Origin of the sequence: Micromonospora sp. DH13 (assembly GCF_020873825.1) — a bacterium.
GTDB classification, from domain to species: Bacteria; Actinomycetota; Actinomycetes; order Mycobacteriales; family Micromonosporaceae; genus Micromonospora; species Micromonospora haikouensis.
In genome coordinates, this window is sequence record NZ_JAHWGR010000020.1 from 88,363 (window position 1) to 105,089 (window position 16,727).

Here is a 16,727-nt window from a genome sequence, read left to right on the forward strand (position 1 = left end):
GGAGTGAACCGCCTGACAGTCGTCGGGGACGTCAGCGGGGCGGCCACTCCCCGCGGTTGAGTCGCGTCAGCACGTCGTTCGCCTCCTTGAAACGCCAATTGCACACCCGTCCGAAACCGCCCACCGCGGAGGACTTGCAGACCTGCAACAGGGACGTCGCGTACTCGATCCAGTTTCGGTGCGGCGACGGGGCCTCCCAGTCGAACGGGTCGGGATCATCGCTGGCCTGGGCCGCGAGCAGGATCGCCCGGCCGCTGAGGAACTTGGTGACGAGCGGGGTCTTGCCGGTGCGGTCCTGCTGGAGGATGCGACAGGCATCGAAACAGTCGAAGGCCCGGCGGGTGCGTTCGGCCACCGCGGTGGCGTCGTGCTGCCCCTCGGTGAGGTCGGCCCGCCTCAGGTAGATCGAGCCGAGCGCCTGCAGGAGATCCACGTCGGTGAAGTTCTCCAACAGCAACTCGCCGAGCATCGAGGAACTCTCGTCCTCCACCACCATGGCGTCCTGCTGTTCCACGCCGTCGCCGTCCGCCGGCTCCGCGACCGGGCCGCCGTGGGACAGTTGCCGTAGCTGGGTTCTCACCTCCGAGCTGAGCTGGTCGGCGACCGATCTGTGGAAGACCGAACCGTACCGTCGGATGGTGAGGTACCGGCCGATGTTGCGGGAGTAGTCGTCCCCGATGATCTCGTCGAAGACCCGGTCGACCCGATCCCAGTCGACCTCCTCGTCCAGTTCCAGCGCGACCCGGTGGCGAAGCAGGGCGAAATCGGCGCGAAGCGAGCGCTCCTGGATCTCGTCGTCGAGCAACTGCCGGGCGTCCGTGAGCATCTGTTGGCGCTTCGACCCCGGCAGGCGGTTGTCGTACTGGGCCTGGGTCACCGCGCTCTCCACCGCGCCGTAAACCGCCCGGAGCCGGTCGTGCGCGTTGGTCGCCATCGTCACGAGCTTCTGGTATTCGGCAATCGCCTCGCCGTGTTCCCAGATGTAGCGGTGGAAATCGGCGATGGACGCCACCAGGGCCGGATTGTGTGGCCACCGATCTTCGGCCCGCCGAAGCAGCTCCCAGACCGCGCTGTTGTCGACATTCCTCCGCCAGATCACCGACTGCCACCGCTGGTACTGCCGTTCGAGGTGCACCTGCATCCGGCAGAGTTCGATCGACGGTCCGTACACCCGCTCGTGCCCCAGCAACGACCTCCGGCGCTTGCGGTACGCCTCCTCGAGCCGCTGCTCCTTGATCCCCCGGGGCAGCCGGCTGAAGTCCTCTCCCTCCCGGGCCGACGCGACGGTCAGGTTGCCCTCCTCGGACCACAGCGTGCGCATGCACCACAGGTCGAGCACGGCATGGGCCCGCGTCATCGGGCCATCCTGGTTACGCAGCCATTCCTGAGCGATCCCGGCTTCCCGCTTCAGCTGCGTCCGGGCGCCGCCCGGCGCATCCCGTGGCGGGCTCCACAGGATGACCGTCCGGAGCGCCTGAAGCCAGAGCAGATAGGCACGGGCAGCGGTCTCGCCGCCGGCGGTGGAGACGCTCAGATCGCGGCCGGTCTCGGCGAGGCTCAGCGCTCGGCGCGCCTCCGTGAGCGCCTCCTGGAGCTGGTCGTTGACCCGCAGGGTACGGGCCAGGAACAGGTGCGCCTCGACCTGCGCGATCAGCAGGGCCTGCTGCCCCTCCCGCTCCTCGGCGTCGCCCTGCAACAGCAGCGACAGGGATCGGCGCGCGGCGGTCAGCCGCCGGTCCGTCTCGACCAGACCACGGAAGGTCCCATGCATGAACCGCCAGACCGCGACGCGAACGGCGACCGGCCACGGACCGTGCGGCTGCCACGCCGTCGTGAGCTGGTCAAGCACCCCGGTGACGAACGCCTCCTGGTCGTCGGCCGCCCGGAGCTCCAGCGCCAGCACCGAGGCGGTGTCGATGTGCCGGGAACACCAGAGCGCGAGTTCGTCGGCGCGCGTGGAGAGGCCGAGTCCGGTCTCCGTACGCGCGAACGCCCGGCGCAGGCCGCTGATCCGGTCGGCGTGACTGTCGGCGCACCGCGCCTGCAGGCGACCCAGGCGATGCTCCATCTGCAGCTGGGTCATCCGCTGCCGGGTGTCCCGCGCCTCCGGGAGGAGCGTGAATATCTCCTCGGCCTTCCCCCAGGTGCCCCGGGCCTGGTCCCGCCGGCCGGCGTCGACCTGGGCCTCCGCGGTGTTGAGCAGCCAGGAGAGCACCACCAGCACACGGTCCGTCCGGCTGGCGCCGGCGGTGACGGCTCCCTGGTAGAGGGCGTCGGCTGCCCGCTCCCGCGCGGCGAGCAGACTCGTCGTCGACCGGAGCCGCCGGCCGGCCAGGAACAGGGTCGCGTCCACGGACTTGAGCAGGTGATAGGACACCAGGTCGGCAGGACACGCCACGATCGCGTCGGCGACCTCGGACGCGGCCCCCACGAGTCCGTCGAGTATGCCGGCGGCCATGCCCTGCTGCCGTGCGGCCACGGTCAGGCGCGCCGCCGCCGCGAGGAGACGCGCCAGGTCGACGGTGTCCGGCGAGAGATCCGATTCGACGGCGTCGACGGTCACCGGCGAGGTCGACTGCTCCGGGACGACGCTGAGGTACACCGCGTCACCGTCGTACGCATTGATCACGGAGAGCGCGTCACGCAGCCGCGGTAGCCGGCCGGCGGCGTTCTCGTCGATCCACCCGACCGCCCACCGGACCGCCTGGACGAGTTCCGGGACGCGGTCCGGACTCAGCTGGCTGATCGTGGTCTGGAGCGCCGTGCCGGCCCTGGCCAGTGCCTCGTCCAGCTCGTCCGGAGACGCCTCGCGCTCGGGTCCGGGAAGCGTGTCGATGGTCCGTCGGATCGTCGCCATGCCCGCCGAGTCCATGCCCTCGGCGCTCTCGTCGACACCGAGCAGGACGAGCAGAAGCAGGCGCAGGGTGTTCCGGCTGGCCGGGCCGATCCCGTAGGACGGCGCACCGTCCCGGGCCTCAGTCCGCAGGACTCGGGCGTCCGTGAGCTGCTCGATCTGGGCCCGGAAGCCCACGTCCGCAGATTGCAGGACCTGTTGGCTGACCGGCAGCCCCTCGGTCAGCGCCCAACAGATCAGGACAGCCAGCGGCCCGTGCCGGCGCCCGGTCGGCGACGGCTGCCGCAGCTTCAGGCCACCGGCGTCGCGCAGGGCCCGGAGCACCGTCGGCACGGAGCGGTTCAGCAGCGCGTCGACCAGGTTGCCGGCGACGAGTTCGCCGGTGTCGGTCAGCTGATGGTCGGCGATGAACCCGTCGACCCCGTTCACCAACACCCCGGGCAGCCGGACCAGCGGATCATTCAGCCGTCGCAGGACCTCGTGCTTGAGGTCGAGGCCGTCGAGCTCGATCTGCTCCGCGTCGAGCAGGTTGCCGAGCAGCTCGACCGCCTCGTCGTCGGAGAGTTCGCCGAGCGGGATCGGTGGCAGGTCACGAAGTTGACCGTCGCCGGTCAGGTCCAGTTTGGTGCGGGCCTTGACCACCGTCACGGCCCGACGGAAGTAGGGATCCTCCAGCAGGGTGTCCAGTTCCGCCCGCACCGCTGCCGGGTCGGGCCCGAGCCGTGTGCAGTCGATGTGGATGAGCAGTTTCCGGTCGCCCACCTGCTGCATCAGGCTGGTCACCAGCCGTCGGCGGCGCCCGTCCAGGCTGGCCATCGCCGCCGGCTCGATCGCGTCCCGTTCGTCGAGATGTTCGCCCAGCGCCCGGGACAGGCTCTCCAGCACCGGTTCTTCCGCGGTGGCGATGGGGATCTCCAGCCCGAGCAGGAGATCCTCCTCGTCGAACGCCCCGCGGGACCGGACCTCGGCGATCAACTGGTCGGCGAAGTGGTCCTTACCCGCCTTGAGCGGACCGGTGACGGTCAGCACGCCACCCGCGACGACTCGCTTGGCCCCGAGTTGGAGTTCGCGCTTCCGCCCGACGAACCGGGCATCCCGCTCCGGCCAGGCCAGCAGCCCGGGCAGGCCTCGTTGTCCACTGAACGGACTGGCGGGTGGCCTGGTGGCGTGGACGTTTCTAGTGACGGACGGTGGTCGGTACCGACGGTTCCGCAGCCACGGGCCGTCCTCCCAGGCCGCGTGGTTGGTTCTCGGCTCCCCCTCGAGCAAGGTCGCGGCGTGCGCCAGCACCGTCCTCGGAGACAGGCTCCGCCCCACCCCGGGCGAGCCTTCGAAGCCGGCGAGGAGCGCGGCGGTGAACCGGGTGAACTCCTCGTCCAACCGCGCGTTCCGGGCCGGCACCACGTCGGTGGCCGCCATCAGCAGCCAGCCGGCGGCCTCATTCACCGCCTGAATCTCGGCTTTGAGACTGCCGGCGGCGGCCCCGGAATAGCAGCAGTCGAGGATGAGCAGTTTCCGAGCAGCCGCCGATGACGCGGCGGCTTCGGTCAGCTCGGGAATGGACAACAGTGTGCTCGGCTGGCTCGGGTTGGCGTCTGAAGCGGCCAGATGGAGCGTGCCACCGCTGTAGAAGGCGTGACCGACGAAATAGATGAGCAGAATTCCGTCGTCATCCGCGATCCGGGCCGCGTTGGCGACCCCGTCGAGCATGTCGGCCTTGGACGGGTCGGCCTCGACGACGAGCCGGTAGTTGCCGCGTAGCCCCCACAGTTCCGGGTCGGCGAACGAACGACGCAGGGCATCGGTGTTCCGTGGCGCGGCCAGCACCGGCTCCAACGACGTGTTCGGATAGGTCTTGACCCCGAACAGCACCGCCGCCGACTGCGAGGGATCTACCCGATCCGACCCACTGACCATCGGAACCTCCTATCGGCGACCGCCGCCCCCTCTACTCGGCCGACCTGAGCGCCGCCACCACGGCGTCGACGTCTCCACTGATGCTCACCGTCTCGTGGCGGGCGCCATCGGGCAGATCGGTCCGGGTAATCTTCACGGAGAGCTGCTGGGCGGCCCGGCCACCTAACCGACTCTTCAGATAGTCGTAGAGGGCCTGCACGGTGAGCGGGAGCAGGACATTCTGCCCGACGAACTCGATCACCTCGGCCGCACCGAGCGTCTCCGGGCGGGGCGGCGGAAAAATTGTCCTGACCCGCGCCTGTCGGGTTCGGGGATCAGCGGCCAGCACCGACACGACGCGGCGGTTCTCGTCACTCTCGCCACCACGCACGTCAATCAATAACCGCATCGCTACCCCTTCACCCCGCCGGCAGAGCCATCGTCCATCCTGACAGACGAGGTCAACATCCCGCGATCGGATGATCATTGAGAACCTTCGTGTCGCTGTCCACGGCGACCGAGCACCCGCCGAGCACGCGGATGCACGTTAGCCCGGGGCGTACGCCGACAGGCGATAACCGCCGCCCCAAGACGGAGCCCAATGCTTCGGGCCAATGGTTCACCAAGTTGGTCCGGCGGCAGTCACGAACCCGCCGCCGGACCAGCCGGTTACCGCTGTCGTGCTTTCCTCCACGCCGCCGCGAACACCGGCTCCGGTTCCCACAGCCCGTCGTCGGGTCGCTCGACGAGCACGTCGAAGTACCGCAACACCTCCACCGACCGCGCACCGCCACATTCGGTTACCTCGAGCCAGGTGGCCAGGTCTTCGCTGCTCATCGGAGCGTTGTAGTCGAGCAGCGAGTCGAACGCGGCCGCCAGCGTCGGGTTGTTCGCCAGTCCGACCTTGTCGACGAACACACCGGCGACTTCGGCGCTGTTGAGCCTTGCTGCGGTGATCGCATCGCACACGCGGCGGGCGGTGCGTTCGGTGACCGCGAGCCGTGCGGCGTCGTCGAGTAGCACCGTCCATCCGCCGGTGGCCTCCAGCAGCATCTTCTGGCTGGCCGCGTCACCGAAACACGAGATCTCGTTGTCGACGACCCACGACCGCAGCCCGCCCGGCGACAGCCGTCGCAGCACGATCACCCGGTCGTTGACTTCCCCCCAGCGGCGGGACTGCGCAGTTTTCCGTGTTTGGTCTGGGTGTGGTCCGTTGGACAGGACGGAGTTCCTGTCCGGGAAGGACCCGCATTAAGCAGGAGGAGAATCAGACGCCTCCGGCATCGTGATGTAGCCGGTCTCGTCGAGCCCCTTGGGGTCTGGGTCTCCGCGTTTGACCAGTTCCATGAGGATAAGGCTGCGGAGCGCGGCGCGAAGCTGCGCCATGGTCATCCGGGGTTTCTCGCGGCTACCTCCGTCCCGCTCGTCGGCGAGGAGCATTGGGTTGAAGGCGTCACGGACGAACGAGACATCTCGCTTGCCTGCGTGGAGGAACCCAGACCGCGACTGGTACGCCATCTTGAACGCGGCTTTGACCTTGCTGGAATCTTCGGCAAATTCAGGCCCCCGTGGCACCGGATCTGACCAGGACCCCTCGACCGGCTGTGCTCCGGCGGGATCTGCACGTATGCCCCACAGGTAGGAGCGGACCGGTTGTGTCCAAAATCCGTTAGGTAGCCGAGTTGTTGCGTAGGTGGCGAACGTCTCGGCCAGTTTGATGTGTTGGTCCTTCATCAGCCGACCGCGGAGCGCTTGGGCCTGCTGATCGCTGAACTGCTGCTGGGCGATGAATTTCTCCCAGCCAGCGGCTTTGTCCCAGTCCTGCCAGTCGGAGGGCGGATTGCCGAATCGCTGTGCAAGGCACTCGATCCCGCCGACCGTCAGCGCGTACGCGCCGGCTAGGTCACGTGCAATTAGGAGCGTGGCGCAGTAATGCATGTGGATGGCGGCACTCACCGCCGCCATGTCGTCGTCCGGAAGGCTGGTCAACCGGGCGATGACCTCACGGAATCGGGAATCGATCTCCTCCCATGCAGGCATGGGTGCTCCAAGAGTCGAGTCGACCTGGCCAGTCACCGGAATCGCGAAGTGGTGATCCTGGTCCTCGACCTTCGCGAAGACCTCCGGCGCGACCTGGCATCGGCGATTGGCTACGAGGGTGAGTAAGGCTCCCAACATAGCTGCCTGCCCATGGAGATCGAGGGTCGGCTGTTCTGGCCCAACTGTTAGGTAGCGCAACAGGCTGACCGCGGATGCGTCCTCGCCGGGAATGTGAAGGAGGCTCTGTGGCTCGACCGCGATCAGCCCGTTGCCGAGGATGGGACGAACGCCGGGGTGAATCATCCGAAGTAGGTGCGAGGTCGGGGGTACCCCGGGCGCAGCGTTGCGCAAACCGTCGACCCATGCCTTCAGCCGGCTGGCACCGGTGGGATCGGCTTCATCCAACCTGGTCATAAGCGCTCCTCCTGGGACTCCTGCCAGGAGACTTGCCTCTGGCTGAGCTGCCGTTTGGTCTAGTGGGAGCACAAATGCAGTCACCGTCGATCAAGACGGCTCGTCGGGACCGACCAGGACCGAGCGTTAACTGCGGAGTCAAGGGGTTCAGGCGATCGCGTCCTCAATTAGGCCGTACGGCGGATGGTCCGCCCGTCCGGAGAAACGTACGACCACATCGTTCTCGACCTCGGCGGGCGGTGCGTTGTCGACGATGATGATCTGGGTCCCGGCCCCGCGGCCGGCGAGCCATTTGTGTAGGTGCTTATAGAAGTCCGCGATCGTGACGGTGTCGGCGAACTCGGTATCACGATCGCCGGTTTGGCCAAGGTTCTTCTGAGGGCTGTCTAGGAAGAGGAAGCCGGGGTGAGAGCCACCCGATTCCCAGGAGACCTCGAAGATCGCGAGTATCCATGCGAGGGAGATCAGGGTCCTGCCCCCGGAGGATGCTGAGGTGTATCGGAGGTCGCGCACGAACGGGATCAGTTCATCGTTCAGATAGGCGCCACTCAGTTTCGGATACCGCCAGTCGGCCAGGATCGCGGCGAACCGTTCGCTGATGGTCCGGATGATCGCGGCCTGGTCCGTCCGGTCTTGCCCAACATTAGCGAGTTCCTCGCGATGGGCCTTGACCGCTGCTTCCAAGCGGAGCACTTCGGTGGCTCGCCTGTCGAGGCTGCTGACCATCTGCAAGCCTGCCGCGGCGAGCTGAGTTGCGGCGGTGGCGTCTTGGCGCCGCCGGGCAAGAGCGTCACGTTCGGCGAGGTACGGGCTGATCGCCCGAGTGGTGACGTGATCAACTTCGGCCGCTGCTTGCTGTTCAGCGGCGCGAGCGGCTTGCACGCGCGTCCTGAGCCGGCTCACCTCGGCGTCCAGGTCATCCACGAATCTGGTCAGCTCGGCCAAACGTGCCTTGGTCGCGCGCAGTTCGGTGCTGACGTCGAACGGGCTGAGGGAGTTGTCGACGTCCGATAAGGCACCATCTTCTCCGCTCGGGCTGGCGGCCGTGCCGTTGATGGCGCCGTTCTGCTCCGGCACGGCTGGGGGCGCTATGTCGCCGAGAGTCAGCGTGCCCGTCGCATCGGAGACCGGGGCATGGCACAACCCACACGCCCCGTCTTCGACCTCGATGGTTCGCCCGAGGGCGGACAGACATGCTGGACAGACCTTGATCTGGAGCGGGTCGAAGAGCTGGTGGGCCTCGGTGAGCATGGTCAGCTTGGCGACGTCGGCGGCGTACTGTGCCCGCAGCGGAACCATCCGGCGCAACTGTGTCTCGCGGTCGCGAAGGACTGCAACAGCGCGGCGTGCTTCCTCCGCGGCTGCTTGATGTCGCCGCCTCTGCGCCTCGGCAAATCCCGCCGCCGCAGCTACGCGCTGGTCTATCGCGACCTGCTCACGAGCGAGGACAACCAACTCCTCGGCTGCCCGGTCGCGGGCCATCTCCAGCTCGATGCGGCCACCGAGTCGTTGTTCCTCGACCATCTGCTGCGCCGCTTCATACGCCACCCGGGCCCGGGCAAGCCGTGTCTCCAGGTCTCTGATGCGTTGTCCGAGGTCTACTACGCGGTCGTCGTGCACGTCGAACACCACGTTGACGACTTGGCGTAGCTTGAGCGCCTTCATGTGCTGAGTTTCGAACAGCAAGGACTTGCTGGCCACACGCTCGTTGGGCAGGAAGCACAGCCCCATCAGGTCTCGGAAACTGAGCGGGTCTGCGCCGGAGTTCGACTGGGTGGGGGCCTCGCGGAGCTGGACGCCTTCCAGTCCGCAGTGCATCAGCAAGAGGGAGGAGAGGCTATCCGGGCTGCCGGGCGGTCTGATCGGCCGTCGTTCGACAGGCGGGCCAACTCCGTCCTCGAGCGTGCCAGGGCGTAGGAAGACGTGGCCGGATTGATCCCCGAGGCCACGCTCGATGACGTAGGGCGTACCGGACAGTTCCAGCTCTACGAAGGCGTGCAGGACCTTCGCAATCACTTCCGGATGACGGGGATAGTCGCTCGCGCCCAGGCAGTAGTCGATGAACTCCAGGACGGTCGACTTGCCCGTGCTGATAGCGCCAGCGATGATGGACAACGAGTTGAGCTCGCCAGTTCCACGATCGACGAAGTTGACCTGGTAGTGGCGTTCGGGGCCGACGAGCCGTAGCCGACGGACTCGGATACCTCGTCTGCCCGGCGGCGACGCGGAGTTCGCAGGTGGTGTGGATGATGCCATCACGGCCTGGCCACGCTGTCTTCGGCCACGGCGTCCGGTTCGCTCAGCTGTTCGGGCTCGACGAACAGGTCGGCCAGGTCGATGCGGTGGGGGCCCGAGGACTGGCGAGTCCACTCGGTCACCCTCTCCCGCAGCGGTCCGGGCCGAACCTTCCTTAACCTGCGCACGACGATGGTCGCTGCGGACGTATAGGACCGCGCGTACATGGCGGTGAATCGCGTCGCCATGTCGACGCCGACGTTCGTTAACCGGTAAAGCACGTGGCCACGGACCGCAGTAGTCGCCAGATCGTAGGCGAGCAGGAGCGCAAGATCGTGCTTGAGCCGCTCTCGCCGGGTAGCGAACCTCTGCGCCGCGCTGGCGTAGGACAGCGCCCGGTCGTCAAATCCGGCCATGAGCAGCTCAAACCGGTCCGGGTCGTCATCGCTCGACGCCATCAGCAGGGGATTCGCGGCGATGAAGTCGTACGCGCCGAGCCGCTCCAGTTCCACGCCGTCTGGATGGAACTCGGCGACCACGTGCAGGAGAAGCACAAGTTGGGCCAGCCGAAACACCGTGTCGTCCTCCGGCACCGCCACGGGCGGCCGGTGGACGGCGGAGGCCGAGTCCGATGGCGCGCTCATGGGAGGACTCCAGCGTGCTCGGCGTCGGGGTTCCGCTGAGTCGGCACAGGCGCCTGCGCTGGCTGCTCGTCCCGATGCTTCACCACCACGTCTTCCCAGTGAGGCACCCAGCCTGCACGGCCATCCTCGACAATCCGGTGCATCATTCCGCACCGGTGCACAGGCGTCGACCGTAGCTCTGCCGGCCAGGAGTGGCCGATGCCACGAATCTGCCTCATTACTGATGCGTGCAAACCGGGCAGTCTCGGCCCTGCGGGGTGCGATTCGGCTACCTCGTTGAAAGACGTCTCCCAGATGCTGTGCACGGTCGCGTCCGCCTCGACGAGGGCGTTCACCTCAGCGGGCACATCCTTGTCGACGATTTCACGCGCGAGCAGCTCGGCGTTGAAGAACTCCAGCTTCGCCGAGCTGACCTGCTGGTGCCCGGCTTCCCGAAGTTGCCTGACGAACAGCGCGGTCTCCATCGCGGTCGCCTTCTCGGGCTCGACCTGGACCACGCCGGGTCGGTCCGGCTTCGGCCTTGCCGGGTTCTGGTACGGGTCGTAGTAGTGGCGCCGGACGTTAGCGGCGTCCGGCGAGATCAAGCGCTGCCGCAGCTCACCCTCGTGCCACAACTCGATCTGGACGTGGAAGTCCTTTTCGGCCTTCTTCTTCCATGTGGACCACCATTTGTCCGTCGGTGCGTCCATGCTCGCGGGAACGCACAAGATCCACTTGCGCACCTTGTGACCATGCTCTGCCGCGGCCTTCAGGGCAGAAGAGAAGGACTCGCGGATCTGGCCCTGGTGGGAGGCGGTCACCACCGGCATGAAGTACTTCGCCTGCCAGATCACGACTTGCCCGGCCAGGTCACCAACCACGACGTCGATACCCCAGTCGCCCGGGTTGGCTGCGATCAGGCGCGCGCCTCGGTACCACGCCGCCACCAACTCGCGAATCATCTGCTCGAAGTCGTCGCGCGCGCCAGCGGGGTTACCCGCTCGGAGTTCATGCGCGCGAAAATTGATCGGAGGCTCGCCGGCTGCCAGAACGAGCCCACTCTCCGACACGCGACCCCCTCCTCGACACCTTCGCCGACAGCATTGCAAGGTGGAGATCGCAAAGCAATCGAGGGTCGACAGGACGACACTTGCGCGGCTACCCGCTTGTCAGCTTGTCCTGACGCGGAGGAGTGGGGCATGACCGGGTCGCGGTAACCCTCGTATAGCCAGTGAGCCGGCAGCGAGCTCCGCGCCGCAGTGGGTACCTTTAAAAGAGTCGTCGGACATGCCTCTCCTGCGGCTACCGCGTCAGCGGCCGAGAACGCTGTCGACCAGCCGCCGCAACGCGTCGATCACCTCGACGGTGCCCTCGCCTGCGACGGTGCCCCGACGCCCACGGCGCCCACGAACCGCCACCACGAAAGCGGCCGTCACCAACACCCCGGCCAGCAGCCACGGCGCGATCAGCACACAGCCAGCCACCACCAGGCCGGCCACCGGATGCCCGACCACGGCACCACCGACCGCCGATGCCACCGCGCCACCACCGCTGGCGAGCGCGACCACACCCCACGCCGGGGAGAGCCCGGTCCCACCCGGACGCACCATGTTGACCACCACAACCCTCTTAAGATCGACTTCTGGGCATGAAAAAGCCCCGAGCTTCTACTCGGGGTCATCTACGGATCTAGGCGCTCAGAGAAGCCATCACCTTCTCTCGTCGGGGAAGCATCCGCTCGCACCGGTCACATGCCTGGCGCGGCGGGAAGCGAGTGCGGTGGCCAGCCGCGAGGTGCACGGAGCCACCGCGGCCCGCCTCGATCGCGAGGAGAGGGAACCGTGGCCCGAAGGGCTTGCCGAAGCCGCCGCCCAACACGAGCAGCGACCTGGTTGGACAGCAAAAAGGCGGCGCCGCTCATCGGCTCCGCCTCGACTGTGACTCCGTCTGAAATTTGGGCGCACTGCACCTACTGGCAGTAACTGCGACACGGAAACGCCTACCCGTCCAGCGCACCTCGGGAGCGCCCTGTTTGACCAGCTCAGAGCCGGTAGGAGAGGCTCGGTGGAGCCGCCTTGCGCCGAAGGCGGCCTGCTGGATAGCGACAACTAACCTTGTCGCTTGTGGACCAGAACCGCCAGGAGCTGTTCGAGCTGACCATGCGCCGCGCCGCCAAGCTGCTCGCCCAACACTGCGTCGCCCGGACCGCCACCTCCAACCCATTCTTCGACAGCCCACAGACCGAGCGCCGGGCCCACGCCTTGGCCGTCCTGCACACCTGCCGTGAGCTGACCGCACAGCTTGAGCGACTGTCCGAGGACGCGGCGCAGCAAGCCCACCGGGCACAGGCGAGCTACGCCGAGATCGGCGCCGCCCGCGGCGTCAGCCGCCAAGCCGCCCGGCAAGCAGCGGCCCGGCACAAACAGCGCCTCCAAGAACAACAGGCCGCCTACCGCACGGCGCGCCGCAGCGCACTGGACAACAACGAGTGGGAGAACCGGGAACACCAGCGGCTCGCGCAGGAGGAACGCGACGAGCGCTGGCCACCCCGGTCCTGGCGGTACCGGGCACCGGCCGGCTACCGCACCGTCACCCTCATCGACGGACCCGCGAAGGATCACACCATCCGGGTGCCCGTCGGTGACGACGCCTTCCCGTTCATCGACCGCTACGAGGTCTTTGGCCGGATCCACGACCGGTACGCCCGATACACCGTAGCCACGCCCGGTTCCAACCAGTACTCCTTTACCGGCGAGTACTTCATCCGCTGGTCATAGGGCCGGCAGCCACCGCAGCGCGGGGCCCCGGCGCATCCCGGGCCCCGACATGACAACAGCCCGGGCGCTGACGCGTCTCCGGGCTGCGGGCACACTCCACCTGAAGCTGGATGTGTGATGCGATTTTGCGTCCGACGCACGAGGGTGTCAACTCGGCGGGCTCAGCCGCCCCCACCTGCCGGTGCGCGCCGGTCCGCCCTTCGTGCGACGAGTAACAGCCTCCACGTGCGCGGCCTGGTCCAAGCGGTACCAGGTAGTGCCTCGACCCCGGCCGGACACATGGTGGCGGGGCAGCAGGCCGTGGAGCGGATCTGTGGGGCTGGCCGCCCGACGCGCCCAATCGCGTACCCGATCAGCGGTGACATCGGGCCCAAGCCGCTCAGCGATCTCGGAGGCAGTGCCGTACTCCTGGCCGTCGACCCAGATCATCCGTCTACCGTAATGGTCATCCTGATGCTGGCGCGGCTGCCGCCCCTGCAAGCGCCGACTGTGAGCAAGGGCACCAAACATGCCCTAGCCAGGGCATTCGCGGCCGCTGTCTGCACAGGCTACGCCACAGACCGTAGTGCTGGGCTCCATCGTCGCGACGCCAGGGCCAGCCGCCACCTGGTGGACGCGACTGACATCGACGGAGTGAACCAACCAACCTCGCGGCCGGCGTCTCCGTCGAATGACCTCGGTTCTAGCGGAGGTGCCCGCAGTTGAGCGAGCGAGTTCCACGGCTCGGCGGGCGTTCCTTGCCGCGGTGCAGGTGCCACTTCGCCGACGCATTGCAGGTTGCGGCAGTTGCTGTTTTGCCCGGGTTGGTGGGCGGCGAGTACGTCGATGGCGAGGCGCCACAGCAGTGGGTCGGTAACGTCGTCAGGCACTGAGGCAAAGTGTCCGGGTCGTTCGCGGCGCAGGTGTGGCATGGGGAAGCCCTTCGTGTGAATCGTCCCGATGGGCGTGTCGAACGATGCGCTGATCGCAGGGTTCTGCGGCCCATCGGTGATGGCCGCAACGATCCACGCTTACCTCTTCCCGAAGGTCAAGTCGTGTGACGCAGCGGCCAGCCGGCGGCCTCACCGGCTGGCCCAGCGCTGCCGATAACGGACGCACAGGCTTGTGCGGATTACGCCGGCTTTGTCGTGCCACGCCGACGTGGGACGACCGACGCGGTGGCTTCGGCGGCGGCGTGTGAGAGTTCGGGGAGGACGTCGCCGTAGAACTTGGCGGTGAAGTGTGGGCTGGAGTGGCGGAGTCGGTTGGAGATGACTTTCATCTGGATGCCGGCGGCGAGTCCCATGGTGGCGGCGCCGTGGCGGAGGTCGTGGAGTCGGATGGGTGGTAGTCCGGCTTGGGTGGCGAGGTGGTGGAAGTGGTCGGTGACGTCGGCAGGGTGGAGTCGGCCGCCGGTCGGGGTGGTGAACACCAGTCCGGTCTTGGTCCAGGCCGCTCCTGCGGCGAGGCGTTCGCGGTGGTGGCGTGCGCGGTGGGTACGTAGGACGGTGATGGTTTCGGTGTCGAGGGCGATGGTGGCTTCGCTGTCGGTGGTTTTGGGGGTGTCGATGGTGGTGGCCCAGCCGTGTTGGACGAGTTGCCAGCGGACGGTGAGGGTTTTGGCGTCGAGGTCGAGGTCGTCCCAGTGCAGGCCGCAGGCTTCGCCTCGGCGGAGGCCGGTGAAGGTGATGAGGTGGTAGAGGGCGTAGAGGCGGTCGCCTGCGTCGTGGGTGTGGTCGAGGAATCGGCCGGTGTGTTCGGGGGTCCAGATCATGACCGGGCTGGGGGTCTTGCCGGTGTCACGCCAAGTTTTGACGCGTTGGTCGGTCCAGACGGTGGGCTTGGGTGCTCGGGCGGCGGGTAGCTCGACCAGCAGGGCGGGGTTGATGTCGAGGTAGCGGTGGCGGCGCATGGCGTCGTTGAGGGCCTTGCGGAGGGTGGCGTGGATGAGGTGCATGGTCCTCGGTCCGACGACCCGCTGGTTCTTGACCTGGTCGCGTTTCGCTTGGTCGCGGCTGGCGCGCAGGGTGGCGATGGTGGTGTTGCGTTCGGCGATGGCCTCGTACATGGCGTCGATGTGACCGGGCCGGAGCCGGTCGATGCGCAGGTGCCCGAGGTAGGGAATCAGGTGTAGGCGGATGTGCCCTTCGTAGGAGCGGACGGTGCCTTTCTTGATGCTCTGGCGGCCGGCGAGCCAGTCGGTGAGGTAGTCGGCCATGGTAGGGAGTTCGGTGGGGGTGATGTCCAGGTGCAGGGTGCGGCGGACCTGGTCGGGAGTGGGGACGGGTGCGCCGGTCTTGACGGCGGTTTCGATGAGGTCGCCGGTTTTGACCATGACGTGGGGGTCGGTGGGGTCGGGGACGGCGAGGGCGGCGCGGATGTGGTCGAGGGTGGTGTCGGCGTCGGTTTGGGTGGGGTAGGGGCCGTGGCGCAGTGTGCGGCGGGTGCCGTCGTTGCGGGCGGGTAGGTCGATCTGCCAGTGCCATTGGCCGTGGTTGCGGGACCAGCCGCCGCCGGGCCGGCGTAGCTGGGGGCAGGAGCGTCCCAGGCGGCGGCCCGTGGTGGTGTCGCGGCAGCCGCAGCGTTTGAAGGTGGAGCCTTTCATCCGTTGTCTCCGGGGTGCTCGACGTGGTGCCGCCAGCGGTGGCGGGTGTAGTCCGCTGGTGGCGGGGTCGTTGCATCCACGCTCGACACCGGAGCGGGATCAAGTCGCCGGCCACCGTCGGGATCCGGGGCAGGCTGGTCGAGGAGGAGGAGTCGGAGGAGGCCGGTGACGGGGACGATGATGCGGGTGCCTGCGCGGATCAGTGGTGTGGGGAAGGTGTCGGTGGCGGCGAGGCGGTAGGCCTGGGACCGGCTGATACCGAGCACCGATGCAGCGGTGGGCAGGGTGGTGGCGGCACCGAGCGCGCGAATCCGCTCGACGGTCCACGGCACGTTGGTAGGCGTGTGGTGGCCGGCCGGTTGGGTGTGGGGGTCTGGAGTGGTGTGGGCGTTCACAGGGTGGGGTCTCCTGACTGCGGTAGAGGCGGTGCAGAGGTACGCGAGGTGGTAGGCATGGCGGGTTCTGGCGCTGTCGGCGGGGTACTGCGGCCGGCGGGTTCGGGAGTCTGCTGGCCGGTGGTGGGGGCTGGTGGGGCCTGGTCGGCTTTGAGGATCTTCAGTAGCTGGGATGCGCGGGTGTTGGACACGGTGTGGCCGGTAGCGCGCAGTGCGGTGGCCAGGGCGGCGCGGGTCAGCGGCCGGCCTTCGGCGGCGAGGTCCTCCTGGGCACGCCTGGCGACCAGGAGCAGGGCCTCGGTGTCGGTGGGGTGGGTGGACGGTCCGCGCCGGGACGGCCGACGCTGGCGGACCGGGCTGCCGGTCCGGGGGTGGTCCGGTCCGGTGTGCGGGTGGTCGTTGCTGGTGTCGGGGACGGTCCGCGCGGGCAGACGCCGGTCCCCGGTCGGCAGGGTGGGCTGGGCATTGCTGCGATCCGGCGGAAGCTGGCTTGCGGTGGCGATGGGCTGGTCCGCTGGTCGGGCGGTGGACGGGTGCGTGCCGGCTGGTGTGGGTTCGGGTGGGGTGTTGGTGTAGCCGAGGGCGATCTTGACCATGACCAGGAACCCGAGCGCGGGCACGGCTGCGGCGGTCCAGCCGATCGGGGACGGCTCGGCCTCCACGACCTGCGCCGCGAGGGACAGCGTCACCGCGCAGGCCAGCACCGTCCCTGGGAATGCTGTTGAGACCTTGGCTCGTTTGCGGCGGCGCAGTTCCAGGCCGGAGGCGATGGACATCAGCTCCAGCACGATCGCGTCTGCCCACGCCAACCAGCCCGGCTGCCCGTGAGCGGCGGCGACGTTGTGGACGTGGGTGAAGCTGGCCGCACCAGCCGCCGCACCAATCGCCAACATGATCACGACCTGGACA

The 16,727-nt window shown here is 67.8% G+C and carries 13 protein-coding genes; 1 reads left to right on the plus strand and 12 read right to left on the minus strand.

Annotated features, from left to right (window positions below):
- Positions 1-31 precede the first annotated feature (31 nt).
- The 8 genes from LPA42_RS19765 to LPA42_RS19800 form a co-directional block, all read right to left on the minus strand.
- Entirely contained in the window at positions 32-4,771 is a 4,740-nt protein-coding gene (locus tag LPA42_RS19765) for a caspase family protein (protein WP_144082549.1), read from the minus strand.
- Positions 4,772-4,802: 31 nt separating this feature from the next.
- Complete coding sequence (locus LPA42_RS19770) at positions 4,803-5,237, minus strand: hypothetical protein (protein WP_228986752.1); 435 nt, start codon at positions 5,235-5,237, stop codon at positions 4,803-4,805.
- A gap of 182 nt (positions 5,238-5,419) precedes the next feature.
- On the minus strand, positions 5,420-5,896 hold the full coding sequence (locus tag LPA42_RS19775) for a hypothetical protein (RefSeq protein ID WP_077936287.1): 477 nt from the start codon (positions 5,894-5,896) through the stop codon (positions 5,420-5,422).
- Between the two features lie 105 nt (positions 5,897-6,001).
- Positions 6,002-7,204: a hypothetical protein gene (locus tag LPA42_RS19780; protein ID WP_077936286.1), complete on the minus strand. Its 1,203-nt coding sequence runs from the start codon at positions 7,202-7,204 to the stop codon at positions 6,002-6,004.
- Positions 7,205-7,351: 147 nt separating this feature from the next.
- Positions 7,352-9,319 carry a DNA recombination protein RecN gene (locus tag LPA42_RS19785; protein ID WP_228986753.1) on the minus strand — a complete coding sequence of 656 codons (1,968 nt, stop codon included), beginning with the start codon at positions 9,317-9,319 and terminating at the stop codon, positions 7,352-7,354.
- Positions 9,320-9,459: 140 nt separating this feature from the next.
- Positions 9,460-10,083 (minus strand): hypothetical protein, encoded by a 624-nt coding sequence (locus LPA42_RS19790; protein WP_228986754.1) that lies wholly within the window; start codon positions 10,081-10,083, stop codon positions 9,460-9,462.
- A complete protein-coding gene (locus LPA42_RS19795; protein ID WP_077936285.1) occupies positions 10,080-11,132 on the minus strand; it encodes a hypothetical protein in 1,053 nt (350 codons plus the stop codon). Before LPA42_RS19795 ends, LPA42_RS19790 begins: the two co-directional genes overlap by 4 nt.
- Positions 11,133-11,372: 240 nt before the next feature.
- The gene (locus tag LPA42_RS19800) at positions 11,373-11,672 is read right to left on the minus strand and encodes a hypothetical protein (protein WP_144082548.1); all 300 of its coding nucleotides are present in this window, start codon (positions 11,670-11,672) and stop codon (positions 11,373-11,375) included.
- A 513-nt stretch (positions 11,673-12,185) separates the two neighbouring features.
- On the opposite strand from LPA42_RS19800, the gene LPA42_RS19805 reads away from it, so the two are divergent.
- Positions 12,186-12,839, plus strand: a complete 654-nt coding sequence (locus LPA42_RS19805; RefSeq protein WP_077936283.1) for a hypothetical protein — start codon at positions 12,186-12,188, stop codon at positions 12,837-12,839.
- A gap of 147 nt (positions 12,840-12,986) precedes the next feature.
- On the opposite strand, the gene LPA42_RS19810 is transcribed toward LPA42_RS19805, so the two are convergent.
- From LPA42_RS19810 to LPA42_RS19825, 4 genes are all read right to left on the minus strand, one after another.
- Complete coding sequence (locus tag LPA42_RS19810) at positions 12,987-13,268, minus strand: hypothetical protein (protein WP_077936282.1); 282 nt, start codon at positions 13,266-13,268, stop codon at positions 12,987-12,989.
- A 682-nt stretch (positions 13,269-13,950) separates the two neighbouring features.
- Positions 13,951-15,423: a site-specific integrase gene (locus tag LPA42_RS19815; protein ID WP_228986755.1), complete on the minus strand. Its 1,473-nt coding sequence runs from the start codon at positions 15,421-15,423 to the stop codon at positions 13,951-13,953.
- Positions 15,420-15,818, minus strand: coding sequence for an AlpA family transcriptional regulator (locus LPA42_RS19820; protein ID WP_228986756.1), 399 nt, complete (start codon positions 15,816-15,818; stop codon positions 15,420-15,422). The genes LPA42_RS19815 and LPA42_RS19820 overlap by 4 nt, the downstream gene beginning before the upstream one ends.
- Positions 15,815-16,711: a DUF2637 domain-containing protein gene (locus tag LPA42_RS19825; RefSeq protein WP_228986757.1), complete on the minus strand. Its 897-nt coding sequence runs from the start codon at positions 16,709-16,711 to the stop codon at positions 15,815-15,817. The genes LPA42_RS19820 and LPA42_RS19825 overlap by 4 nt, the downstream gene beginning before the upstream one ends.
- Positions 16,712-16,727: the final 16 nt, after the last annotated feature.

Excerpts from the sequence above, each read along its gene's own strand:
- LPA42_RS19765 (WP_144082549.1), bottom strand. The coding sequence starts at position 4,771 with ATGGTCAGTGGGTCGGATCGGGTAGATCCCTCGCAGTCGGCGGCGGTG.
- LPA42_RS19770 (WP_228986752.1), bottom strand. The coding sequence starts at position 5,237 with ATGATCATCCGATCGCGGGATGTTGACCTCGTCTGTCAGGATGGACGA.
- LPA42_RS19780 (WP_077936286.1), bottom strand. The coding sequence starts at position 7,204 with ATGACCAGGTTGGATGAAGCCGATCCCACCGGTGCCAGCCGGCTGAAG.
- LPA42_RS19790 (WP_228986754.1), bottom strand. The coding sequence starts at position 10,083 with ATGAGCGCGCCATCGGACTCGGCCTCCGCCGTCCACCGGCCGCCCGTG.
- LPA42_RS19800 (WP_144082548.1), bottom strand. The coding sequence starts at position 11,672 with ATGGTGCGTCCGGGTGGGACCGGGCTCTCCCCGGCGTGGGGTGTGGTC.
- LPA42_RS19810 (WP_077936282.1), bottom strand. The coding sequence starts at position 13,268 with ATGATCTGGGTCGACGGCCAGGAGTACGGCACTGCCTCCGAGATCGCT.
- LPA42_RS19815 (WP_228986755.1), bottom strand. The coding sequence starts at position 15,423 with ATGAAAGGCTCCACCTTCAAACGCTGCGGCTGCCGCGACACCACCACG.
- LPA42_RS19825 (WP_228986757.1), bottom strand. The coding sequence starts at position 16,711 with ATGTTGGCGATTGGTGCGGCGGCTGGTGCGGCCAGCTTCACCCACGTC.